This window comes from Ralstonia sp. UBA689 (assembly GCF_002298975.1).
GTDB lineage: Bacteria > Pseudomonadota > Gammaproteobacteria > Burkholderiales > Burkholderiaceae > Ralstonia.
In genome coordinates, this window is the sequence record NZ_DBMV01000023.1 from 1 (window position 1) to 20,724 (window position 20,724).

At 66.3% G+C, this 20,724-nt stretch carries 24 protein-coding genes; 6 read left to right on the top strand and 18 right to left on the bottom strand.

Annotated features, from left to right (window positions below; translation table 11 throughout):
- The first annotated feature begins 120 nt into the window (after positions 1-120).
- A complete protein-coding gene (gene ettA / locus B4F51_RS11040) occupies positions 121-1,788 on the top strand; it encodes an energy-dependent translational throttle protein EttA (protein WP_296225445.1) in 1,668 nt (555 codons plus the stop codon).
- Between the two features lie 117 nt (positions 1,789-1,905).
- Here the strand turns inward: ettA and B4F51_RS11045 are convergent, their stop codons facing one another.
- From B4F51_RS11045 to B4F51_RS11065, 5 genes are all read right to left on the bottom strand, one after another.
- Positions 1,906-2,130: a CDGSH iron-sulfur domain-containing protein gene (locus B4F51_RS11045; RefSeq protein WP_296225446.1), complete on the bottom strand. Its 225-nt coding sequence runs from the start codon at positions 2,128-2,130 to the stop codon at positions 1,906-1,908.
- 26 nt (positions 2,131-2,156) lie between these two features.
- Positions 2,157-2,645: an aminoacyl-tRNA deacylase gene (locus tag B4F51_RS11050; RefSeq protein WP_296225447.1), complete on the bottom strand. Its 489-nt coding sequence runs from the start codon at positions 2,643-2,645 to the stop codon at positions 2,157-2,159.
- A 161-nt stretch (positions 2,646-2,806) separates the two neighbouring features.
- On the bottom strand, positions 2,807-3,115 hold the full coding sequence (locus B4F51_RS11055) for a hypothetical protein (RefSeq protein ID WP_296225448.1): 309 nt from the start codon (positions 3,113-3,115) through the stop codon (positions 2,807-2,809).
- A 206-nt stretch (positions 3,116-3,321) separates the two neighbouring features.
- Positions 3,322-5,913: a glucans biosynthesis glucosyltransferase MdoH gene (gene mdoH, locus B4F51_RS11060; protein ID WP_296225449.1), complete on the bottom strand. Its 2,592-nt coding sequence runs from the start codon at positions 5,911-5,913 to the stop codon at positions 3,322-3,324.
- Entirely contained in the window at positions 5,886-7,412 is a 1,527-nt protein-coding gene (locus tag B4F51_RS11065) for a glucan biosynthesis protein G (RefSeq protein ID WP_296225450.1), read from the bottom strand. Before B4F51_RS11065 ends, mdoH begins: the two co-directional genes overlap by 28 nt.
- 353 nt (positions 7,413-7,765) lie before the next feature.
- Here B4F51_RS11065 and B4F51_RS11070 point away from each other — a divergent pair, with 353 nt between their 5' ends.
- Positions 7,766-8,494, top strand: a complete 729-nt coding sequence (locus tag B4F51_RS11070; protein WP_296225451.1) for a hypothetical protein — start codon at positions 7,766-7,768, stop codon at positions 8,492-8,494.
- 121 nt (positions 8,495-8,615) lie between these two features.
- On the top strand, positions 8,616-8,780 hold the full coding sequence (locus tag B4F51_RS11075) for a hypothetical protein (RefSeq protein ID WP_296225452.1): 165 nt from the start codon (positions 8,616-8,618) through the stop codon (positions 8,778-8,780).
- A 16-nt stretch (positions 8,781-8,796) separates the two neighbouring features.
- Here the strand turns inward: B4F51_RS11075 and B4F51_RS11080 are convergent, their stop codons facing one another.
- The 6 genes from B4F51_RS11080 to hemA form a co-directional block, all read right to left on the bottom strand.
- Positions 8,797-9,420: a UbiX family flavin prenyltransferase gene (locus B4F51_RS11080; RefSeq protein WP_296225454.1), complete on the bottom strand. Its 624-nt coding sequence runs from the start codon at positions 9,418-9,420 to the stop codon at positions 8,797-8,799.
- A gap of 39 nt (positions 9,421-9,459) precedes the next feature.
- Positions 9,460-9,771 carry a Grx4 family monothiol glutaredoxin gene (grxD, locus tag B4F51_RS11085; protein ID WP_296225455.1) on the bottom strand — a complete coding sequence of 104 codons (312 nt, stop codon included), beginning with the start codon at positions 9,769-9,771 and terminating at the stop codon, positions 9,460-9,462.
- 78 nt (positions 9,772-9,849) lie between these two features.
- Positions 9,850-10,734, bottom strand: a complete 885-nt coding sequence (gene prmC / locus B4F51_RS11090; protein ID WP_296225457.1) for a peptide chain release factor N(5)-glutamine methyltransferase — start codon at positions 10,732-10,734, stop codon at positions 9,850-9,852.
- A 92-nt stretch (positions 10,735-10,826) separates the two neighbouring features.
- The gene (locus tag B4F51_RS11095; protein WP_296225458.1) at positions 10,827-11,192 is read right to left on the bottom strand and encodes a hypothetical protein; all 366 of its coding nucleotides are present in this window, start codon (positions 11,190-11,192) and stop codon (positions 10,827-10,829) included.
- Between the two features lie 190 nt (positions 11,193-11,382).
- Positions 11,383-12,465, bottom strand: a complete 1,083-nt coding sequence (gene prfA / locus B4F51_RS11100; protein ID WP_296225459.1) for a peptide chain release factor 1 — start codon at positions 12,463-12,465, stop codon at positions 11,383-11,385.
- 97 nt (positions 12,466-12,562) lie between these two features.
- Complete coding sequence (gene hemA / locus B4F51_RS11105; protein ID WP_296225461.1) at positions 12,563-13,870, bottom strand: glutamyl-tRNA reductase; 1,308 nt, start codon at positions 13,868-13,870, stop codon at positions 12,563-12,565.
- 203 nt (positions 13,871-14,073) lie between these two features.
- Here hemA and B4F51_RS11110 point away from each other — a divergent pair, with 203 nt between their 5' ends.
- Both B4F51_RS11110 and B4F51_RS11115 read left to right on the top strand, forming a co-directional pair.
- On the top strand, positions 14,074-14,322 hold the full coding sequence (locus tag B4F51_RS11110; protein WP_296225462.1) for a GlsB/YeaQ/YmgE family stress response membrane protein: 249 nt from the start codon (positions 14,074-14,076) through the stop codon (positions 14,320-14,322).
- Positions 14,319-14,795: a hypothetical protein gene (locus tag B4F51_RS11115; protein ID WP_296225464.1), complete on the top strand. Its 477-nt coding sequence runs from the start codon at positions 14,319-14,321 to the stop codon at positions 14,793-14,795. The genes B4F51_RS11110 and B4F51_RS11115 overlap by 4 nt, the downstream gene beginning before the upstream one ends.
- Before the next feature lie 43 nt (positions 14,796-14,838).
- Here B4F51_RS11115 and ychF read toward each other — a convergent pair whose 3' ends face one another.
- The 4 genes from ychF to B4F51_RS11135 form a co-directional block, all read right to left on the bottom strand.
- Complete coding sequence (ychF, locus tag B4F51_RS11120) at positions 14,839-15,933, bottom strand: redox-regulated ATPase YchF (RefSeq protein ID WP_296225466.1); 1,095 nt, start codon at positions 15,931-15,933, stop codon at positions 14,839-14,841.
- A 182-nt stretch (positions 15,934-16,115) separates the two neighbouring features.
- Positions 16,116-17,036: a DMT family transporter gene (locus B4F51_RS11125; protein ID WP_296225506.1), complete on the bottom strand. Its 921-nt coding sequence runs from the start codon at positions 17,034-17,036 to the stop codon at positions 16,116-16,118.
- A 7-nt stretch (positions 17,037-17,043) separates the two neighbouring features.
- Positions 17,044-17,859: a DUF2182 domain-containing protein gene (locus tag B4F51_RS11130; protein WP_296225468.1), complete on the bottom strand. Its 816-nt coding sequence runs from the start codon at positions 17,857-17,859 to the stop codon at positions 17,044-17,046.
- 14 nt (positions 17,860-17,873) lie between these two features.
- Complete coding sequence (locus B4F51_RS11135; RefSeq protein ID WP_296225470.1) at positions 17,874-18,476, bottom strand: DUF1326 domain-containing protein; 603 nt, start codon at positions 18,474-18,476, stop codon at positions 17,874-17,876.
- Between the two features lie 460 nt (positions 18,477-18,936).
- Between B4F51_RS11135 and B4F51_RS11140 the strand changes: the two genes are divergently transcribed.
- A complete protein-coding gene (locus tag B4F51_RS11140) occupies positions 18,937-19,305 on the top strand; it encodes a flagellar protein FliT (protein WP_296225471.1) in 369 nt (122 codons plus the stop codon).
- Between the two features lie 34 nt (positions 19,306-19,339).
- On the opposite strand, the gene B4F51_RS11145 is transcribed toward B4F51_RS11140, so the two are convergent.
- From B4F51_RS11145 to B4F51_RS11155, 3 genes are read right to left on the bottom strand one after another with little or no spacing between them, the layout of a single operon-like run.
- Positions 19,340-19,834 (bottom strand): lytic transglycosylase domain-containing protein, encoded by a 495-nt coding sequence (locus B4F51_RS11145; RefSeq protein ID WP_296225473.1) that lies wholly within the window; start codon positions 19,832-19,834, stop codon positions 19,340-19,342.
- 29 nt (positions 19,835-19,863) lie between these two features.
- Positions 19,864-20,199 (bottom strand): hypothetical protein, encoded by a 336-nt coding sequence (locus tag B4F51_RS11150; protein ID WP_296225476.1) that lies wholly within the window; start codon positions 20,197-20,199, stop codon positions 19,864-19,866.
- Positions 20,200-20,209: 10 nt separating this feature from the next.
- Positions 20,210-20,614, bottom strand: a complete 405-nt coding sequence (locus B4F51_RS11155; RefSeq protein WP_296225478.1) for a hypothetical protein — start codon at positions 20,612-20,614, stop codon at positions 20,210-20,212.
- Positions 20,615-20,724 lie beyond the last annotated feature (110 nt).

Below are 20,724 nucleotides of genomic sequence, written 5' to 3' on the forward strand. Positions count from 1 at the left end.
TTAACTGAACGGCATTACCCCTAGCGGGCGCCTTTTCTTTTGCCTGCGCGGCGTTGTTCCCCGCCTTTGCTACACTCCGCGGGTTCCCAATTTCACGCGCTTTATCCCCGCTTTTACCCCATGTCACAGTACGTTTTCACCATGAACCGCGTGGGCAAGATCGTTCCGCCCAAGCGCCAGATCCTCAAGGACATCTCGCTGTCGTTCTTCCCTGGCGCCAAGATCGGCGTGCTGGGCCTGAACGGCTCGGGCAAGTCGACGCTGCTCAAGATCATGGCCGGCCTCGACAAGGACATCGAAGGCGAAGCCACGCCGATGCCCAACCTGAACATCGGCTACCTGCCGCAGGAGCCGCAGCTCGATCCGGCCAAGACTGTGCGCGAAGAAGTGGAAAGCGGGATGGGCGAAGTGATGGACGCGCAGAAGCAGCTCGAAGCTATCTACGCCGCCTACGCCGAGCCGGACGCCGATTTCGACAAGCTGGCCGAAGAGCAGGGCCGCCTGGAGGCGATCATCGCCGCCGGTGCCGGCGATAACGTCGAACTGCAGTTGGAGATTGCTGCCGACGCGCTGCGTTTGCCGCCGTGGGACGCCAAGATCGAACACCTCTCCGGTGGTGAGAAGCGTCGCGTGGCGCTGTGCAAGCTGCTGCTCTCGCGCCCGGACATGCTGCTGCTGGACGAACCGACCAACCACCTGGATGCGGAATCGGTGGACTGGCTCGAGCAGTTCCTCACGCGCTTCCCTGGCACCGTGGTGGCCGTCACCCATGATCGCTACTTCCTCGACAACGCCGCAGAATGGATTCTCGAACTCGACCGCGGCCACGGCATCCCCTGGAAGGGCAACTACAGCTCGTGGCTCGATCAGAAAGAGACGCGCCTCAAGCAGGAAGAGTCCACCGAGTCGGCTCGCCAGAAGGCGCTGAAGAAAGAACTGGAATGGGTGCGTCAGAACCCGAAGGGCCGTCAGGCCAAGTCGAAGGCGCGTCTGGCCCGCTTTGACGAGCTCAACAGCCAGGAATACCAGAAGCGCAACGAGACGCAGGAAATCTTCATTCCGGCCGGCGAGCGTCTGGGCAACGAGGTCATTGAATTCCAGAACGTCAGCAAGAGCTATGGCGATCGCCTGCTGATCGACAACCTGAGCTTCACGATTCCGCCGGGCGCCATCGTCGGCATTATCGGTCCGAACGGCGCCGGTAAGTCGACGCTGTTCCGCATGATCACGGGCAAGGAGCAGCCGGACGCGGGCACCATCAAGATCGGCCCGACGGTCAAGCTGGCCTATGTGGACCAGAGCCGCGACGCGCTGTCCGCTGACAAGACCGTCTTCGAAGAGATTTCGAACGGCTCCGACATCCTCACGGTGGGCCGCTATGAAACGCCGTCGCGCGCTTACATCGGCCGCTTCAACTTCAAGGGCGGCGACCAGCAGAAGCATGTCGGCACGCTCTCGGGCGGCGAGCGCGGGCGCCTGCACTTGGCCAAGACGCTCATCTCGGGCGGCAACGTGCTGCTGCTGGATGAACCGTCGAACGATCTCGACGTGGAAACGCTGCGCGCGCTGGAAGACGCGCTGCTCGAATTCGCTGGCTGCGTGATGGTGATCTCGCACGATCGCTGGTTCCTCGACCGCATCGCCACGCACATCATCGCGTTCGAAGGCGACTCGCACGTCGAGTTCTTCCCGGGCAACTACCAGGAATACGAAGCCGACAAGAAGAAGCGCTTGGGCGAAGAGGGCGCCAAGCCAAAGCGCATCCGCTACAAGCCTGTGGTTCGCTAGGACGGCTCGCAGGCCTACTGCGTGACCCGATCTCGGTCCTGGGAAGCTCGCCGTACCCATGTACGGCTGCGCTTCTCGAACCGACCTCGGGTCGCTCGCTACGGCCTTCGAACCGTCCTATGGAGAACTTTCAGCCGTGGGCGCGTCGAGGTTGCTGTCGAACTCGATGCGCTTGTGCGAACCATCGCAGAACGGTTTGTTCAGCGAGTGCCCGCAGCGGCACAGCCATGCCTGACCTTCCTCCACCGGCAACTCGCGCCCGCCCTGGGTGACGACGCGAAAGCTTCCCTTGACGTGATATGGCCCGTTGTTGCGGACCGTGATGACGACATCGTCGGCCATGATGGCACTCCGTCAGCGCAACAGACTCAGAAGAGGATGCCCTGCATCCGGTGGGCGAACCGCGCGGGCTTGGCGTCGCGCATGAGCGCCATGAACTGGTCCATGTCCATGTGCACCACGTTCTCGTGGTCGCCGGCTTCGAAGTAGATGTCGCCATGGGTCATCAGGCTGCTGTCGAGGTATGTTGGCATGCCGTAGGCCATACCCACCGGCGGCACGGCGCCTGCATCGCAGTCCTTGAAGACTTCGCGCAACTCCGATTCGTCGGACAGCGTCAGGTTATCGCGCCCCGACGCCTTTTGCAGTTCCGATAAATGCAGGTGATACGTCGAAGGCAGCACGGCGGCGACATAGCCGAGCTTGTCTTCGAGCAGCAGCGTCTTGGCCAGGCGGTCGCCCGGGATATGGGCCGATTGCGCGGTTTCCGTGCTGGTCTGGGTATGCGGATGGCGGATCACCTCGTACAGGCAGCCTTTGCTGCGCAGGCAGCCGTCGAGGGTGCTGGAGATCGACATGGCGTCCTCCCATATGCTGTGCGGCCGGCGGCGGGATTGCGATGACCGCTACGCTCAGCATAGGTCGGTTTGCGATTTGCGCAGGGGGGGGCGTACAAAAGCAACGGGCCGCTCGTGTGAGCGGCCCGTGTTTGGGAGACTACTGTTGATTGCGTTGGGGCTTAGCGATCCCAGCCGCGATGCCAGCCGTGATCGTGACGCCATTCGCGTTCGCGCCACTCGTGGCGGCGCCACTCACGCTCGCGCCAGTCATCGCGATCACGCCAGTAGCCGCCGTAGACCACAGGGGCCGGCGCGTACACCGGAGCCGGACGGTAGACCACCGGCGGCGGTGCATAGACCGGCGCCGGGGCGACATACACCGGCGCAGGCACGCCGATCGACACGCCGACGTCCACATGCGCCAGCGCCGCCGTCGAGGCGCACAGCGCGGCGCCACCCAAAGCGAATGCGAGCAGTGTGCGTTTCATGATGCTTCTCCTTGGCTAGTTGCGAGGCCGGTGCGGCGCGTTGCCGGGCGGCTGCGTCGACTTCGTGTGTCAGGTTGTTGAGGCCATTCTACGAACCGCAACGTGTATTGGGTGCTACGCAAGTCCTACAGGTGTAACGGAAAGTAAAACGCCCCACACGGCAAGAGCCTTGTGGGGCGTGGTACTCCGGGCCGCGTCAGCGTCTGTCAGGCAGCGGTTTCTGCCTGCCAGGCAGTGCGATGGTCCGACGACGCCCACACCGCCAGGTGCAGCGCCGAGAGCGCCAGCGGATCGGACAGCAGCACCAGCTTCTGCTTGGCTGTGAGCTGGCTGGGGCCAACCTCCAGCGCGTGACGCACAGTCGCCTCACGCACTGCCAGCAGGCGCGGATCGTGCGGGAGGCGCGTCGTGCCGATCGCGCACATCAGCGCGTTGGTCACGGGATCGACCACCGCCTGGCGGAAATCCGGCGTCGGCGGTGCATTGCGCAGATGCTTGCGTGTGGCGCGCAGCTCGCGTGGCGGGCGCACCTCCTCGGGGATCATGAACAGATGCAGGCGGCGCATGCGCCGGCCCAGGCTCACTCGGCTGGAGAACACCGACAGCGGGATCGACACGATCAGCGCACCCACCACTGGCGACAGCCACCACAGGAAGCTCGGGTTCAGCCAGTAGACGATGCCCGCCCAGACCACGCCGATGACCGTATGCAGGCCGTGGCGGCGCACGGCGTCGCTCCAATGCGTTTGCGCATCCTCACGCGGCGGCGACTTCCAGTGCACCTTCCAGCCGAGAAACGCGGCGGTCACGAAGCGCGTGTGGAACAGCATGCGCACCGGCGCGGCCAGCACCGAGAACGCCGCCTCGATCACCATCGACGCCGCCAGATGCAGCGCACCGCCAAAGCGCTTGGGCCCCTGCGCCCACAGCACCAGGACGCTCAGGATCTTCGGCAGGAACAGCACGGTGGCGGTGGCCGAGAACAGCGCGGCGGCCTTTTCCGGGTGCCATTCCGGCCAGATCGGGAAGAGCTGGCGCGGCTGCGTGAAATACTCCGGCGCGATCAGCGTGTGCTTCGCCAGCAGCGCCGTCGAGAGCAGCAGGAACAGGAACCACAGCGGCGCCGACAGATAGGCCATCACCCCCGTGATGAACACCGCGCGGTGCACACGGTGGAAGCCCGGCGCGCCGAACAAGCGGAAGTTCATCAGGTTGCCGTGACACCAGCGGCGATCGCGGCCCAGCTCGTCGAGCAGGTTGGGCGGCATCTCTTCGTAGCTGCCGTCCAGGTCATAGGCGATCCACACGGCCCAGCCGGCGCGGCGCATCAGCGCGGCTTCGACAAAGTCGTGCGACATGATCTCGCCCGAGAGCGAGCCCTTGCCCGGAATCGGCGCCAGCGCGCAGTGCTTGACGAACGGGGCCAGCCGAATGATGGCGTTGTGGCCCCAGTAATGCGACTCGCCAAGCTGCCAGTAATGCAGGCCGGCGGTGAACAGCGGCCCATACACGCGCGTGGCGAACTGCTGGATACGCGCGTAGAGCGTGTCGCGGCCGGCGGCGCGCGGCGCGGTCTGGATGATGCCGGCGGACGGCGCGCCTTCCATCAACTGCACCAGGCGCGTCAGGCAATCGCCGCTCATCACGCTGTCCGCGTCGAGCACGATCATGTAGCGGTACTTGCCGCCCCAGCGCCGGCAGAAATCGTCGATGTTGCCGCTCTTGCGCTTCACGCGGTGGCGGCGCCAGCGGTAGAAGATGCGGCCGAAGCCATCCAAGGCACGGCAGATGTGCAGCCAGGCGTCGGCTTCTGCGGTGCGGATGTCCGGGTCGCCCGAGTCCGACAGCACGAAGAAGTCGAAATGCTCCAGATGGCCGGTGTGCTGCAAGGATTCGTATGTTGCGCGCAGGCCCGCGAACACGCGCTGCACATCCTCGTTGCAGATCGGCATGACGATGGCTGTGCGCGCATCGTCCGGAATCGTGGAGTCGGGCGTGGCACGGCGCGAGATGACAAAGCGGTCGCCGTGGAAGGCCAGCAGCAGGAAGCCGGTGATGGCCGTCCAGAAGCCCGCCGACACCCAGCAGAACAGCACCGCGAACAGCACGATGATGATGGCCTCGAGCCAGTCGCGGCCGTGATACGGCAGCACCGTGCTCATCGCCCAGGTGGCGGCGATGGTCTGCGCGATCATCAGCGCCAGCAGCGTCAGTCGGCGGCGTGAGCCGACAAAGCGCCAGATGCCCTTCGGGTCCGGCGAGTCGGGCGCCTCGTAGGGCGCCGGCGCCTCGCCGCCGTGCATCCAGCGATCGACGGCACGGCGTGCGCGCCAGATCGGGCCGAGCACCCATGGCCACGGCACCATCGAGCGCCGTGCGGGCTCGGGGCCGGTGTCCAGATGGATGCGGCCTGCGCTGTCGTGTTCGAGTGGCGGGGCGGGTTCGGCGGCGGGTTCGGTTGATGTTGCATCGATGCGCGTCGCGCCATAGGCGGCGTCCAGGCGCGAGCCGATGGATGCGTAGGCCGGCGCGTTGCCGTCGAGCGACGTTGTCTGCGCGGGGTCGAGCTTGGCCAGTGCGCGATGCAGCTTGGCGAGCGCCGCGGCATCGTCATCGCCGGCCGCGATGCCGGCGTCGCGCACCAGCGCGACACGGGTCTCTGCAGCCAGCGGCAGCGCCTCAAGATAGCGCCTAGCTACGGACTGAGCCGTAGCCGGGTGGGCTGAGGTGCCAGCGCCGATTGCGCTGGCAGCTTCGTCTTGCCGGGCGTTCAGCCCGGAGGTAGCAGGTAGCTCCACGTCTCAGAAAGTCCGGTACCGCCGCTGCGCAGGTAACCGCGCAGTTCGACAGGTTTATCGTCGTCGACCCGCTTGAGGCGCACGGTCACGCGCCAGCCACCGGTCGCAGTGTTGGGTTGGCCGAAGATCGACTCGATCTTGCCGTTGGCGTCTGCCGAGAACACCGGCTCCACCTTGGCATTCGGCGACAGCTTGGCCAGCGCCGGGCCTTCGAAATCCACCACGAAGGCGATCGTATCGTCGGGTTTGCGCTCGTCGGGGCGCTTGGTGGTCCAGCCGTGCGAGCGGCGCGTCTGCGTGACCCAGGCCAGGGCTGGCTTCTTGTCGCCTTCCTTCTGCCACAGCAGGCGGTATTCCAGGTTGAACGGCTGCTGTGGCTTGGGTGGGTTCTCGGGCACCCAGTAGGCGACTACGTTGTCGTTGGTCTCGTCCGGCGTCGGGATCTGCACGAGTTCCACGCGGCCCGCTCCCCACTTGCCCTCGGGCTCGATCCAGGCGCTCGGGCGGAGTTCATAGCGGTCGCCGATCTCTTCGTAGCTGGAGAAGGCACGGTCGCGCTGCATCAGTCCGAAGCCGCCGGGGTTGGTGGTGGCAAACGAGCTGACCAGCAGGCGCTTCGGGTTGGTCAACGGTCGCCAGATCCATTCGCCGGTGCCGGAGAGCACCGACAGGCCATCGGAGTCGTGCACCTCGGGGCGGAAATCCAGCGCGGCGGCCGGCTGGTTCTCGCCGAAGAAGAACATGCTGGTGAGCGGCGCGATCGCCAGCTTGCTGACGTTCTCGCGCATGTAGACCTGCGCCTTCACGTCGACCACCGTGTCGGTGCCGGGCTTGATGACGAAGCGGTAGGCGCCTGTGGCGCGGCGCGAGTTGAGCAGCGCGTAGATCGTCAGTTCCTTCGCGTTGGCGGCGGGGCGCTCGATCCAGAAGTCGGTGAAGCGGGGGAATTCCTCGCCGGAATTGAGCGCGGTGTCGATGGCCAGGCCACGCGCGGACAGGCCATAGACCTGCCCCTTGCCGATGCCCCGGAAGTACGACGCGCCAAGGAAGACAACCACTTCGTCCTTGTACTTGGGCGTGTTCATCGGGTAGTGCACGCGGAAGCCGGCAAAGCCGAGCTTGTGCACTTGTTTCGGGTCCAGCCGCACGGGGCCGTAGTCGAACAGGCGCGGGTCGAAGCGGATCTCGCGCACACCGGCGGGTGAGACCTCGTTGATCTTCACCGGCTGGTCATAGTACGAGCCTTCGTGGAAGAAGCCGAGCTCGAACGGCAGCTTGTCTTTGCGCCAGTAGGCTTGGTCCGCTTTGAAGCGGATCTCGCGGTACTGGTCGTAGCGGAGTTCACGCAGTTCGCGGGGCAGGGTGTTGGCTGGTGCCTGGTATGGCTTGGCGGCCAGTTGCTTGGCGCGCACGGCCACATCGTTGAAGCCGAAAGCCAGCACCGCATGCGCCGAGGCCAGCGCCAGCAGGCCCACGACCAGCCGCGCGTAGCCGGCCACCGAGCGAGCACGTGGGGTTCGCCGGGAATGAGGAGAAACAGCGTAGGGGATGTTCAAAATGAGATCGCGTCTATGCGGTTGGCCAGCGAAAAGTGACGCTTGGGCCTACCGGTCATTCGTCTGTGCCGGCCAGATTTTACCCGCCCGACCTTTGCGAGATCAAAACTGGCAACATTTTGAAAACGTTTTTCGTCGGCATAACACCCATAACCGCGTAAATTGGCGTGTAAATATGCGCCGTCCGCCCGATCCGCCATCGGCTGAACGGGAACGCGGGCCGTCGCAGACGGGTCAGACCCGGTTTCCCGTGTCCACGTGGCACACTCTCGGCACTTCCCCCCCATGGAGTTCGCATGACCCGCTGGACGCGTCGCGCCTTTGCGCTCGCCTTCTCGACTTCGCTGCTGGCGCCGGTGGCGTTTGCTGCACCTGGCGCCAAGGAGGCGCCCAAGGCGGCTGCGGCTGCACCGGCCAAGGCTGTACGCGACCCCGGCGACGTGGCCGTGCTGCTCGACGCCTTTCCGCTCGGCAAGCCGCTGCCCAAGCTGCCCTCGTGTGAGGACGTGCGCACTGCAGGCGGCAAGGATGTCTCGGAATACTGCTCGGACGCGCTGGAATCGCACGGCCGCACGCGCTCGCTGGGCGTGCCGCAGGCCAGGCGTCCCGAGTTGATGGACGGTCCGCAGGCGGTGCTGCTGATCGACCAGGGCAACGTCGCCGGACTGTTCGTGCCCACGCGTGGCGTCGACACGGAGCAGCGCGTCTTCCAAGCACTGTCCGACCGCTACGGCAAGCCCGCGCAGGAGGGTAAGGCCGCGCTCAAGCTGAAATCCGGCAAGACGGTCGATTCGCTGCGCGCCCGCTGGGCGGCACGCCAGACCATCGTGACGATGTACGCGATTCCTGAAGAACCGCAGAACGGCACGGTGGAATTCCTCTGGGCGCCGCGTGCCGGCGCCGTGATGGACCAGATGCGCGCGGAAGTCGATCCGGATGCGCCCAAGCCCGCTTCCGGTGTGGCTGCCTCTGCACCCGCCGCTGCGGGCAAGCCTGCTGCCGGGAAGCCGACGCCACCGCGGTGAGCTTACGGACACACGCTCGTAGTGTTCCGTTACATCCCTTACACGCGCATGACCCCGGCGTCGCCCGGCCGGGCTTATAACGTCCGCATGGCCTCACTGGAGGGGCTGAAGGACGCGAATCATGAAAATCGTGGCTCTGGCCTTGTTGGCCGCGACGCTTGGGGGTTGTGCTGTGTATCCGGCGCCGGTGGCGGTGGCACCCGCGCCGGTCTATGCAGCCCCGGCTTACTACGGCGGTTACGGCTATTGGGGACCGTCGGTGTACTTCAACTATCACCACCGCTGATCGGCGGTGCGTTGACCTAATCCGTTGAACGTAGTCCCGGCCAGCCGGGCGCCAGCGTCTGCGGCAGGCCCAGCAGGTCGAGCACGCGCCCAACCGTGTGGTCGACCAGATCGTCGATGGTCTTGGGGCGCTGGTAGAAGCCTGGCACGGGCGGGAAGACGATGCCGCCCATCTCCGTGACGGCCGTCATGTTGCGCAGATGCGCGAGGTTCAGCGGCGTCTCGCGCACCATCAGGATCAGGCGGCGACGCTCCTTGAGCGTGACGTCCGCCGCGCGCGCGATCAGGTTGTCTGACAGGCCGTGCGCGACGGCCGCCAGCGTCTTCATCGAGCACGGCGCCACCACCATTGCCTCGGCGGCAAACGAGCCACTGGCGATCGTGGCGCCGATATCGCGCACGTTATGCACCACGTGCGCGAGCGTTTCCACTTCTTCGCGCGTCATGTGCAGTTCGTGCTGCACGTTCATCAGCCCTGCGGGCGACATCAGCAGGTGCGATTCCACCCCCGCTGATTCACGCAGCCCCTGCAGGACTTGCAGCAGCCGCACGCCGTAGATGGCCCCCGATGCCCCCGTGATCGCCACGATGATGCGGCGCACGCGCTGCGGTTCGAGGGCGGTGGTCTGAGGCGAGGTCACGCTGAAATGAGAACGCGTTTTTCAGGCGGCGATCGCCGATCAGGCAGCCAGCAGCGGCTGCAGTTCGCCGCTCTGGTACATCTCCATCATGATGTCCGAGCCGCCGATGAACTCACCCTTGACGTAGAGCTGCGGAATGGTCGGCCAGTTGGCGTATTCCTTGATGCCCTGGCGGATCTCGTCATCTTCCAGCACGTTGACGGTGTAAGGCTGGTCCACGCCGCAGGCCTTCAGGATCTGGATGGCGCGGCCGGAGAAGCCGCACATCGGGAATTGCGCCGTGCCCTTCATGAAGAGGACGACTGGGTGGCCCTTGACGATCTGGTCGATCTTTTCGTGCGTGGTGCTCATGGGGAGACTCGATTCGGTGAGGGAGGCGGCACGGCGCCGCTTCCGCATTGGAAAACCTGGCTATTTTAGCGATGTTCGTCAGGCGGCGTTTTGAGCTAACCACTGCCCGCCGCTGCAGCGGTCGTGGCCGGCCAGGTCCTGCGCGGTGAAGACCTCGGCGAAGCCCGTCTCGGCCAGCAGCTTGCGCACGGCCCCGCCCTGGTCATAGCCGTGTTCGAGCAGCAGCCAGCCATTCGCTGCCAGGCGTGCCGGAGCGCCGGCAATGATGGTGCGCAGGTGCCGCAGGCCGTCTTCGTGATCGGTGAGGGCGCCAGTGGGCTCGAAGCGCAAGTCGCCCTGGCCGAGGTGTTCGTCGGTCACGGCGATGTAGGGCGGGTTGCTGACGATCAGGTCGAAGACAGGCGGGGCGTCGGCCTCGGCCAGCGCGCCGTACCAGTCGCCCAGCGCCGCATGCAGGTTCGTCGCGCCCAGCGCCTGGGCGTTGCCCATTGCCACAGCCAGCGCATCGGCCGAAGTATCGGTGGCCCACACGCGCGCATCGTGCCGCGCCAGCGCGATGGTGACGGCGATGATGCCGCTGCCGGTGCCGAGGTCCAGCACGTTGGGTGCATCTCGCTCGTTGATGCGGTCCAGTGCCTGCTCGACCAGCAGTTCGGTGTCGGGGCGCGGGATCAGCACGGCCGGCGTGACCTTGAACACGCGGCCGAAGAATTCTCGCTCGCCCAGCAGATAGGCCATCGGCTCGCCGGCCAGGCGGCGCGCGGCGAGTTCGCTGATCTGCCGGCGCACGGCTTCGTCCACGGGGTAGGTGTCCTGCGTGATGAGTTGCACGCGCGACAGGCCGGTCGCATGCGAGACCAGCATGCGCGCCTCCAGGCTAGGCAGGCCGGCGCGTGTGAGCGCGGCCAGCGCATCGGCGACGCGGGCCAGGGTTTCGGGCGGGATCACGGAGACAGACGACACGGCAGGCTGGGCAACGGCAAAGATCGGGCGCACAAAATAACACGGGCCCGGCCGTATCGGCGCGGGCCCGTGCGGGCGGAAGGTTGTTGCGATTATTGCTTGGCAGCGTCCTTGGCCTTCTCCGCGCCTTCCTTGGCGGCATCGGCGGCCTTGCTGGCAACGTCTGCCGCCTTGCTGGCGGCATCCTTGGCAGCGTCCTTGGCTTGGGCCATCGCCCCCGAGGCGGCGTCCATCGCGGCTTGCGCGCCGGAGGCGGCTTCGGTCACGCCGGCCTTGGCGGCATCTGCAGCCTTGCCCGCGACATTGCTGGCGCTGTCGACAGCCTGCTTGGCCGCATCGGCCGATTGTTGGATCGTGCTCTTGGCGGCGTCGACCGGGGCTTCGTCCTTCTTGCCGCAGGCGGCCAGTCCAAGGGCGAGGGTCGTGGCAACGGAAATGGCCAGCAGTTGGGTACGCATTGCGATTCTCCTAATCGTCGTGGTGGTTGCCGCGCCTGTCAGGGAGGGGGAGCCACCGGATGAGACCGGCGGCGCACTCGGCGCGATCGAGATCGATTATAGGAACGGGCAGCCGTCGCGCCACCGCGCAAAGCTGTATCAAACGCAAGCGGATGTTACGAAGCCCGCGCTTTTTAACAATCTGGCGCGATCAGACATCCTCGCCCAGCGCGGCGAGCTGCTCGGCCTGGTGCTCGGCAGCCAGCGCGCCGACCAGTTCATCCAGATCGCCGTCCATGATCGCGTCGATCTTGTACAGCGTCAGGTTGATGCGGTGGTCGGTCACGCGGCCCTGCGGGAAGTTGTAGGTGCGGATGCGGTCGGATCGGTCGCCGGAGCCGATCAGGCTCTTGCGGGCGCTGGCTTCCTTGGCTTGCGCTTCGCGCTCCTGGCGGTCTTTCAGGCGCGCGGCCAGCACTTGCATGGCGCGGTCTTTGTTCCGGTGCTGGCTGCGGTCGTCCTGGCACTCCACCACCAAGCCGGTCGGCAGGTGGGTGATGCGAACGGCCGAATCCGTCTTGTTGATGTGCTGGCCACCAGCGCCGGAGGCGCGGAAGGTGTCGATGCGCAGGTCCGCCGGGTTGATCTGGATGTCGGCCAGCGCGTCGGCCTCGGGCATGATCGCCACGGTGCAGGCGGAGGTATGGATGCGTCCCTGGGTCTCGGTGGCCGGCACGCGCTGCACGCGGTGGCCGCCGGACTCGAACTTCAGTCGCGAATACGCGCCTTCGCCCGCCAGCCGCACGATCACTTCCTTGTAGCCGCCCAGATCCGACGGCGATTCGCTCACGATCTCCACCTGCCAGCGCTGGCGTTCAGCAAAGCGCGTGTACATGCGCAGCAGATCGCCCGCGAAGAGGGCCGACTCATCCCCGCCCGTGCCGGCGCGGATTTCCACGAAGATGTTGCGGTGGTCGTTCGGGTCCTTCGGCAGCAGCAGGCGCTGAAGCTCGCCTTCGAGCGACTCCATGCGTTCGCGCGCGGCGCGGATCTCGTCTTCGGCAAACGCCTTCATGTCGGGATCGGCCAGCAACTCCTGTGCAGTGGCCACGTCGTCCTGAACCTGCTTCCATGCCGCGTATTGCGCGACCACGGGTTCCAGCTCGGCGTGTTCGCGCGTGAGTTTGCGGTATTGGTCGAGATTGGCGGTGGCGTCTTCGCGCGCGAGCAGCGCGTTGATTTCGACGGTGCGCTCGGCCAGTTGGTCGAGCTTGGACAGCATGCTGGGCTTCATTCGGGCAGTCGCGACAGAGAAACGCTAGGGCGAAGGCGGCGCATGATAACGCGCCGCAGGAGGCGCCCGGGTCGGGCGCGTGCGGGAGAATGCGCCGCTAGCGCTCGGAGTGGCTCGACTGGCGGAACAGCGCCGGCAGCAGGTCGATGAGCTGTTCGCGGCCCTCGCCCTGCGTGTGGTTCAGCGCATGGGTCGGGCCGTGGAGGAATTTCTTGGTCAGCGCCTGCGATAGCGCTTCGAGCACCAGCGCCGGGTCATCGCCGCGCGCAAGCATGCGTTGCGCGCGCTCCAGTTCGCTCTGGCGCAGCATTTCGGCTTGCGCGTGCAGGTCGCGGATGATGGGCACCACGCTGCGCGCATCCAGCCAGTGCATGAAGTTCTGCACGCGCGTCTCGATGATGGCCTCGGCCTGTGCCACAGCAGCCTGGCGCAGCGCGTTGCCCTCGCGCACGATGGCGCCGAGGTCATCCACGGTATAGAGGAACACGTCGGACAGGCGTGCAACTTCGGGTTCGATGTCGCGCGGCACGGCCAGGTCGACCATGAACATCGGGCGGTGGCGACGCTGCTTGATCGCGCGCTCCACGGCGCCCAGGCCGATGATGGGCAGCGTGCTGGCGGTGCACGAGACGACGATGTCGAACTCGGCCAGCTTGGTCGGCAATTCAGCCAGACGCACGGCACGGGCATTCAGGCCCTGGTTCGACAGCGCCTCGGCCAGCTTTTCGCCGCGCTCCAGCGTGCGGTTGGCGATCACCACCTCGCGCGGCGTCTGCGCGGCGAAGTGGGTGGCGCACAGTTCGATCATCTCGCCGGCGCCGATGAACAGCACGCGCTGTTCGGCAATCGACTCGAAGATGCGCTGCGCCAGGCGCACGGCGGCGGCGGCCATCGATACGGAATGCGCGCCGATCTCGGTCGTGCCGCGCACTTCCTTGGCCACTGCAAAGGTGCGCTGGAATAGCTGATTCAGGTACGTGCCTAGGGCGCCCGCTTCGGTGGCGGTGCGCACGGCGTCTTTCATCTGGCCGAGGATCTGCGTTTCGCCCAGCACCATCGAATCCAGCCCGCTGGCTACGCGAAAAGCGTGGCGAACAGCCTGCGATTGGCCCAACGAATAGACGTGGGGCGCCAGTTCGGACGCGTCGATGTTGTGGTGATGGGCCAGCCAGCGGATGGCGTGCTCATGCGCGGTGTCTTCGGGCAGGTTGCCGTCGGTGGCGCAATAGATCTCGGTGCGGTTGCAGGTGGAGAGGATGGCCGCTTCAGCCGTGCTCTTGAGGTGCGGCAGGTGCTGACGCAGCGTGCCCAGCGCGGGCTTGAGCTGCTCAAGCGGAAACGCCACCTTCTCGCGCAAAGAAAGCGGCGCCGTGTGGTGGTTGATTCCGAGGGTGAGCAACTGCATGTGGGGGCGGCCGGCCGATGTGGATCGGCACGAATTTTGAGTACTCGAAATTATAACGCCCGAGCCGACACCCGACAGGACGCAGGTCAAACCAGCCGCGGCTCATTGGATGAATGTGATTTATGCGGCATGCGCTGCATCGATGGTTTTCCCTGCTTGCTTGCGCTAAGGTACGCGTCCAATCGAACTTGGAGAACATGGCGATGGGGTGGATCGGGCCGCTTTGGATCGGGTTGGCGGTGGGCTTCGTGGCGCGTTGGCTGCATCCGGGCAGCAAGCGCCTGGGATGGGCGACGGCCTTGCTGGCGGGCGTGATCGGGGCGTTGGCCGGTTACTACGGTGGCCAGTTCGCACACCTGTATGCCGACGGGCAGATCCTGGCGTGGACGGCGGCCGTGATCGGCGCGATGGTGGTGCCTGCGGTGTGGGGACTGGTGCGGGGCCGTCGATGACACGGCGTGGGCGGCGGCAAGCTGGCTGGCTGGCGGCCGGCGCCCTGCTGCTGAGTCTGCCGGCGGCCGGTCTGGCCTACACCGTGCGGACCTGTACCGAGGTCAGCCGCCCCTATGTCGGTCGCCTGAGCGGGCCGGTGGCCGGCTACCTGGCCGACGAGGTGGGTTTTTTCTCGATGCACGATCTCTCGCGCAACGGCAGCCTGCTGTGCGGCCAGGTGTCCGACCTGGCCTGGCCCGAACGCGATGGCGTGCCGCGCTTCGGCCAGCTGCGCCGCCTGCCCGACGCCCAGGTGCCTGCCGGTTTCAGGGGCGCCTACGAGAATGCGCGCTATCGCTATCTGTTTGCCAGCCCGCAGGAGCAGACCGAGTTCGACACCGTGATCGAACTGCGCGATGGCCGGCTGGTGCGGGGAGGGCATCCGGCCGCAAGTGGTGCGGCGCTGAGGCGGATCGCAGCGCCTCACCCATGAAAGAGCCCCGCATGTGCGGGGCTTGCTCGTTGCGCGTGCCTGATCAGACGTTGAACAGGAAGTGCAGCACATCGCCGTCCTTGACGATGTATTCCTTGCCTTCGGCGCGCATCTTGCCGGCTTCCTTGGCGCCTTGTTCACCCTTGTACTGGATGAAATCGTCGTACGAGATGGTCTGCGCGCGGATGAAGCCGCGTTCAAAGTCGGTGTGGATGGCGGCTGCTGCGCGCGGGGCCGTGTCGCCGATGTGGATCGTCCAGGCGCGCACTTCCTTCACGCCGGCGGTGAAGTAGGTCTGCAGGCCGAGCAGCTTGTAAGCGGCACGGATCACGCGGTTCAGGCCGGGCTCGTCCATGCCCATGTCGGCAAGGAACTCGGTTTTGTCAGCGTCGTCCAGATCGGCGATTTCCGCTTCGATGGCGGCGCACACGGCCACCACCGGCGAGTTCGTCTGGGCGGCGTAGGCGCGCACGGCGTCCAGGTGCGGGTTGTTCTCGAAGCCGTTGTCCTTGACGTTGGCAACGTACATGGTCGGCTTGGCAGTGATCAGGCAGAGCGGCTTGAGCGTCGCCCATTCCTCGTCGGTCAGGTTGAGGCCGCGCACCGGCTTGGCTTCGTCCAGCACTTTCTGCGCCTTTTCGAGCACGGCGACCAGCTTGGCGGCTTCCTTGTCGTTGCCCGATTTGGCGGCCTTGGTGTAGCGCTGCAGTGCTTTCTCGACGGTGCCCAGGTCGGCCAGTGCCAGTTCGGTGTTGATGACTTCGATGTCGGCAATCGGGTCGACCTTGCCGGCCACGTGCACGACGTTTTCATCTTCGAAACAACGCACGACGTGGGTGATGGCATCCGTCTCGCGGATGTTGGCCAGGAACTGGTTGCCCAGGCCTTCGCCCTTGGAGGCGCCCGCCACCAGGCCAGCAATGTCGACGAACTCGACCACCGCCGGCAGCACGCGCTCCGGCTTGACGATCTCGGCCAGCGCGGTCAGGCGCATGTCAGGCACTTCCACCACACCCACGTTGGGCTCGATGGTGCAGAACGGGTAGTTCTCGGCGGCGATGCCGGCTTTGGTCAGGGCATTGAACAGGGTCGACTTGCCGACGTTGGGCAGACCGACGATGCCGCATTGGAGGCTCATGGCGAAAGGCTCTAAATCAAATGGGTTTGCGTGGGCGCTGCCCACTGTCGCTGGCATGCGCCGATCCGGGCACCCCCGGAAGATCGCAGGTGGAGGCTGCAACACAGCGACGGGGCATGGGCTTGCCGGGCTGCGCGCGGTGATCACGGAAAGCCGTGATTGTAACCGCTCCCGGGCAGGCGCTATTGCCGGGTGGGCGTCTGTTCCTGCGGCGCTGCCTCGGCGCGTTTGCGTTGCGTGCGGCTGACCAGCACCACGGCGATCCCCCCGAGGATCGCCGCCGATGCCGCCGCCAGGCGCGGCGTGAACGGTTCGGCCAGGAACACCACCGCACCGAATGCGGCGATGGGCGGGACCGACAGCTGCACCGCCGCAGCGCGGATCGCCGATAACCCCTTGAGTGCGGCATACCAGATCACATAGCCGATGCCCGAGGTCACCGCGCCGGAAGCGAAGGCGAGCCCGATCCCGGCCGAGCTGGCGTGCGCACGGCTGGCCAGCAGCGCGCTCAGGACCAGCGCCATGGGCGCGGCGCGCAGGAAATTGCCGGCGGTAGCGCCCAGCGGATCGGTCAACCCGCGCCCGCGCAGCGAATACACGCCCCAGGCCATGCCGGCCGCCGTCATGAGTGCCGCGCCCAGCGGGGTTGGCGCCGTCATGCCAGGCGACACGAGGTAGACCAACCCGCCCGCTGCCAGCGCAAAGCCCAGCCAGCCCAGCGGCTCGAACCGCTCGCCCGCGCGTAGGCCCGCGGCCAGCATGGTGAGTTGCACCGCGCCAAAGAGGATCAGCGCGCCCGTGCCCGCGCTGAGCGTGAGATACGCAAACGAGAAGAACGCGACGTAAGCAAAGAGCATGGCTGCGGCGACCCAATCCGTGTGTGACTGCAGCGCGCTGCCTGCCCGGGCAGAACCGGCCCGCGCGAGGATGGCCAGCATGGCGGCGCCAGAGACCAGGCGGACGCTGGAGAAGCTCGCCGCATCGATGGCAGCGTGCTGCAGGGCCAGCCGGCACAGCAGCGAGTTGGAGGCAAACGCCACCATGGTGATGCTGGTGAGCAGCACCGTGCGCAACGCGAGCCGATTGTCGTCGACCGGGTCCATGGCGGCCTCAGGCGAGCGGCGCCATGCTCGAGGCATGCATGATCACCAGTACCGCCGCCCCCGCCAGCAGGGCCACGCCAAGCGGCGCACTGAGCTGCCGGCCCCAGGAGACGTTCTTCTCGACGGCCATGGCGGCGGCCAGCACGAGCATCCAACCGAGGCTGCCGGCGCCCACCACGAACATCAGCAGCATCAACGCCCAACAGCAGCCGACGCAGAACAGCCCGTGACGCAGGCCCAGCATGAACGCCTGGCGCGCGTGCGCGCGGCCGCGCCAATGGCTCATCACGTAGCTCAGCGGGGAGCGGCATCGGTCGAGGCACCGGTACTTGAGCGCGCTGAACTGGAACGCACCCGCCCCGGCGAGGGTGGCCGCGCCGATCAGCCAGCCATGCCAGCCGAGCACCGGTACGCGTGTGATGCCCGCCAGCAGCAGCGCATGCACGCCGTGCACCAGCAGGCCGAATGCGCTCCACGCGCTCACGTAGCCGAGGCCGAGCAGCACCAGGAGGCGCGAGCGATCCGGTCGCTCCATCACGACACGGTCGAAGGCATTGAACAGCGGCAGCGTGGTCGGCAGCATCATCGCCAGGATCATCAGCGTCCAGGCCAGCGCATAGAGCGCCGCCGGCACGATCAGCGAGCCCGCCGGAATCGCGCGGCACAGCCAGGCCGCCGGGCCGGACATCGTCCATTCACCGTGGTCGAGGTAGCGGCCGTAAGGGCTGCGTGTCCACAGCCACAGCGTGAGCCAGGCAAGCGTCACCAGGCCGGCGAGCACCGGCAGGAAGATGCGCTGATGACGCGATGCTGCCGCGCGCATGGCTGGTGTCACGGTCAAGCGTCAAACAGGAACGTGCTCTGCAGTGCGTTGTGGTTCTTGATGTCGACGTCGATGCCGATGGTCGCGTTCTTCGAGCGATACACCGGCGCCTTGCCGACGAACACCGGCGCGCCGGGCACGGTTGAGAACACGGTGTCGGCCAGCGTGGTCTGCGCGCCGGTCGGGCCAATGTAGGGTTCGAGTTCGGCGTAATAGTCGGCGCCGATCTTGAGCGTGCCTTTCGCTCCCATGATGTCGAAGGTGATCGGCGCGCGTTCGACCGACACGACCTTGCCGATCAGTTTGGCCAGTTCAGCGATTGGCCCGCCTGCCTGGCCCGTATAGACCTTGAGCAGCGCCTGCTCCTGCGCCTCCGACGCGGAATCGTTGAGGTAGATCGCGGCGGTCCAGTTGCCTTCCAGGATGTTGCCGGGCACATGCGCGACGGCCGCGATGGTGCAGCCCGACACGTCGACGCCGTCCACCGTGCCCTGATCCATATGCCACGCGACGATCGTGTCGCAGGTGCCGAAATCGGGGTCTTCTCCGATCCAGCAGGGGCACAGCACGCGGCAGTTGCAGACTTCGAGCAGCCTGCCTTCCAGGTGATAGCTCATGGTTTCCTCCAGAGTGCGCAGTTGGCGAATACGGCGCGCCACGGGGGGGAGCCAACGTCGGAGCCCCGCCCGGATGGAGGTACGGAAAAACGCGGACAAGCTGGAGGCCGTATCGATCGCATCCACGACAGGTGGAGTCAGCAACCCCGCAAGCTGACAGCGGCGCGCTATGTCCCAATTCTAGGAAGCAGTACCTGCGAAGCAAGCGGGCAACCGGCGAGCCATCAGGTGGGCGTTACAGCGCCGTAACACGTTACGTTCAGGAACGTAACAACCGCGCTCGGAATGCCGTCCTGGTACGCGCCTGCACGGGGGAGGGGAGTCCATGTCGTGTCCCGCAAAGCCAGGCAGGGCAACGCTTCGACCCGATCCGGCCGACGCGCGCAGCGGGCTGCGCTGCGAGCAGGCATGCCTATTGCAATGAGGTGTCTCAAACAACAAGATTCACTCGGAGCACAACATGTCCTGGACCATCACCCCCGCCCGCCCGATGTCGGAAAGCAGCAGCCTGTTTGCCTGCTACGAAGCCATCGCCGCCTTGTCAGAAGAGATGGTCGACGCCGCCAAGATGGGCGATTGGGACGGTGTGAGCGCGCTGGAATGCGAATGCGCCGTCTACATGGAGCGCCTGGGCCATACCGGCCAGCATCCGGCGCTCTCGCGCGAAGAGTTGCAGCGCAAGCGCGACCTGATGATGCGTATCCTGGCGAACGACGCTCGCGTGCGCGCACTGGTCTGCCCGCGCCAGGATGAGCTGATGCGCTTGGTCAGTGGCCCGCGCCGCTCCATCGGAGCACGCCAGGCCTACGCCGCCGTTTCGTACTACTAGTACGGCTCAGGCGCGGCGCTCTGCCGAACCCACATCAGCGTTCGGCGCGCAATTCCCCCCATGACACCAGCACGCGCTGGATGCTGCGCGCATAGGCGTCGCGTTGCGTCGGCGTTTCCGAGTGATACGCGCCGATGGCACGCCACGTGTTGCCGTGCCGCACCATCTTCTGCTTGAGCAGCCAGGCCGCCACGAACACGTTGACGCAGGCGTCGGTCAGCGCGCGGCGAGGCACGCCGTAGCGCGCCAGCGTGCTGAAGTGGATCGAGTTGATCTGCGCCTGGCCGATGTCGACCGAGCCATCGGCGTTGCGGTGTATCGCGTTTGCATCACCCTTCGATTCGAACCACACGATGGCGCGCAGCACCGTCGGGTTGACGCCCTGGTAGGCGCCGGCCTGCTCGAAGCAATTGTCGGCCGCATGGGCTGCGGAGCATGACAGGACCAGCAGAAGTGCCGCGCCGATTTTGCCCCTGACCCGGCCCCGGAATCGGCCCCAGGTGTGACGTCGGGTGAGGGTGGCTGGCATGGCGGCTCCGGCGGGCGGTCGTTGGGTGGTTATTTCTGCAGGGCCGTTTCGAGCTGGTGCTCGATGCCTGCCAGATATGTGTGCGACGCCTCGGACACCACCATGCGCGGCACCGGCTCGGCCGCTTTGCGTGCCTGGGCAAGGGCCACTTTGCGCTTGCCGCCGCGCGTGCGCACTGCGGAGGTGGGCGCGGGCTCGACCTCGCTACCTCCACCGGGCGGTAGCATGGCCAGCGAGGGCAGCGGCGGATAGACCTTGTCTGGCGCGGCGGCCATTGCCGGCATGGGTGCGTCAGGCGGCGTGGCGTACACCGGCACGGTCAGCAGGCCGACGGTGAGCGGAAAGAGTAGATGAGTCATACGCATGCGGCCTCCGTCAATCCTGCGTGCGGATCGTCACGCTGTATGGCTGGCTCGCGCTGACGGTCAGGTTTTCCAGGCGGACGTAGCCGGCGCGCTGCGCAGGCACGCCGTTCCACAGTGCCTGGTTCAGGTAGCGGAAATCCTGCGCCAGCGCGGCCACCTGGATTGTCGCGGGGCGCTTTTGCGCAGCGGCCAGCGCGCCGGCCTTGGTCAGTACGGCAGTCAGTTGCGGGTCATGCGCGCCCAGCGCGTCGGGCGGGATCGTAAAGCTCATGACCTCACCCGCAGGTGCGATGCGGGCGGTGGGCGCGGCCGGCGCCTGCGTCTGCAGTTGGGCGCAGCCGACCAGCGCAAGCAGGGCGACGCTCGCCGCCAGCCTTGCCGTCGATGTGGCGATGGGTTCGGAGAGAGTCCACATGGCGATCGGGAATCCGTGGATCGGACCCGCACTGTATCGGCGGGTCGCGCGCCTCAAAACGTTGAATTGCCCGGCTTTTATCGTCCATCCTGGGGGATGACTTGAGCGAC

Coding starts and splice junctions, on each gene's coding strand:
- ettA (WP_296225445.1), top strand. CDS start 121: ATGTCACAGTACGTTTTCACCATGAACCGCGTGGGCAAGATCGTTCCG.
- B4F51_RS11045 (WP_296225446.1), bottom strand. CDS start 2,130: ATGGCCGACGATGTCGTCATCACGGTCCGCAACAACGGGCCATATCAC.
- B4F51_RS11050 (WP_296225447.1), bottom strand. CDS start 2,645: ATGTCGATCTCCAGCACCCTCGACGGCTGCCTGCGCAGCAAAGGCTGC.
- B4F51_RS11055 (WP_296225448.1), bottom strand. CDS start 3,115: ATGAAACGCACACTGCTCGCATTCGCTTTGGGTGGCGCCGCGCTGTGC.
- B4F51_RS11070 (WP_296225451.1), top strand. CDS start 7,766: ATGACCCGCTGGACGCGTCGCGCCTTTGCGCTCGCCTTCTCGACTTCG.
- B4F51_RS11075 (WP_296225452.1), top strand. CDS start 8,616: ATGAAAATCGTGGCTCTGGCCTTGTTGGCCGCGACGCTTGGGGGTTGT.
- grxD (WP_296225455.1), bottom strand. CDS start 9,771: ATGAGCACCACGCACGAAAAGATCGACCAGATCGTCAAGGGCCACCCA.
- B4F51_RS11095 (WP_296225458.1), bottom strand. CDS start 11,192: ATGCGTACCCAACTGCTGGCCATTTCCGTTGCCACGACCCTCGCCCTT.
- prfA (WP_296225459.1), bottom strand. CDS start 12,465: ATGAAGCCCAGCATGCTGTCCAAGCTCGACCAACTGGCCGAGCGCACC.
- hemA (WP_296225461.1), bottom strand. CDS start 13,870: ATGCAGTTGCTCACCCTCGGAATCAACCACCACACGGCGCCGCTTTCT.
- B4F51_RS11110 (WP_296225462.1), top strand. CDS start 14,074: ATGGGGTGGATCGGGCCGCTTTGGATCGGGTTGGCGGTGGGCTTCGTG.
- B4F51_RS11115 (WP_296225464.1), top strand. CDS start 14,319: ATGACACGGCGTGGGCGGCGGCAAGCTGGCTGGCTGGCGGCCGGCGCC.
- ychF (WP_296225466.1), bottom strand. CDS start 15,933: ATGAGCCTCCAATGCGGCATCGTCGGTCTGCCCAACGTCGGCAAGTCG.
- B4F51_RS11125 (WP_296225506.1), bottom strand. CDS start 17,036: ATGGACCCGGTCGACGACAATCGGCTCGCGTTGCGCACGGTGCTGCTC.
- B4F51_RS11130 (WP_296225468.1), bottom strand. CDS start 17,859: ATGCGCGCGGCAGCATCGCGTCATCAGCGCATCTTCCTGCCGGTGCTC.
- B4F51_RS11135 (WP_296225470.1), bottom strand. CDS start 18,476: ATGAGCTATCACCTGGAAGGCAGGCTGCTCGAAGTCTGCAACTGCCGC.
- B4F51_RS11140 (WP_296225471.1), top strand. CDS start 18,937: ATGTCCTGGACCATCACCCCCGCCCGCCCGATGTCGGAAAGCAGCAGC.
- B4F51_RS11145 (WP_296225473.1), bottom strand. CDS start 19,834: ATGCCAGCCACCCTCACCCGACGTCACACCTGGGGCCGATTCCGGGGC.
- B4F51_RS11150 (WP_296225476.1), bottom strand. CDS start 20,199: ATGCGTATGACTCATCTACTCTTTCCGCTCACCGTCGGCCTGCTGACC.
- B4F51_RS11155 (WP_296225478.1), bottom strand. CDS start 20,614: ATGTGGACTCTCTCCGAACCCATCGCCACATCGACGGCAAGGCTGGCG.